General features: G+C 50.0%; 1 protein-coding gene. It reads right to left on the bottom strand.

The genetic code is table 11. The features are described 5' to 3' along the window. On the bottom strand, positions 1–600 hold a 600-nt coding region (locus B5F91_RS14770), incomplete at its 3' end, for an ISAs1 family transposase (RefSeq protein ID WP_255376680.1). Positions 601–612 lie beyond the last annotated feature (12 nt).

Raw genomic sequence — 612 nt, 5'->3', positions numbered from 1 at the left:
GAAGGGGCCTTCCGAATATACATCCACAGGCTCTGCAAGTTCGACATTGTCCTCAATCCCATATCGCAGGGTCCTCTGGTTCGCCTTCAGCTCGATAAGGAAATCACCGTCTTTTCCCCGGATTTTATCTATGATGGCTTTCTGGAAGGACATGGCGTCTGCCGTAACTATGCATCCTGACACATCCACCTTGTCCAACAGTCTGGGCACGGAAGTTATCTCATTGCTTTTTTCTTCGCACATGTCCGTGGCAAGGGTGACACCTCCTTTAAGGGAATAGGCGGACACGATGTCGGGGTTACGTCCGTTTTCGAGTACCGTCCCTCTCATCGCCTTGCCGTCAATGCAGATGATGTCCCCTGCAAGACCGACAAGCTCATCATGGAAGGCGGAGGTAAATTCGGACATCCGTTCAGACATGGCTTCATCATCAATATGTTTGAATATACGGCAGAGGGTCGGCTCGGACGGCACGCCGTTCAACAAAATCCCTAAAGAGCGGAAGCGTTTCAGGTTACGCTCGCCGAATCTGATTATATCCGGTCTTGTTATACACTTGCCCAGCCGTCCGAGTATTACAAGAAGAAGAATATCTTCCAGCCTGTATTTGTA

It is taken from the genome of Bacteroides sp. An322 (assembly GCF_002161765.1).
Taxonomy (GTDB): domain Bacteria; phylum Bacteroidota; class Bacteroidia; order Bacteroidales; family Bacteroidaceae; genus Phocaeicola; species Phocaeicola merdavium.
The sequence above is the reverse complement of the archived record's forward strand: the minus strand, read 5'-3'. Positions and strand labels throughout refer to the sequence as shown.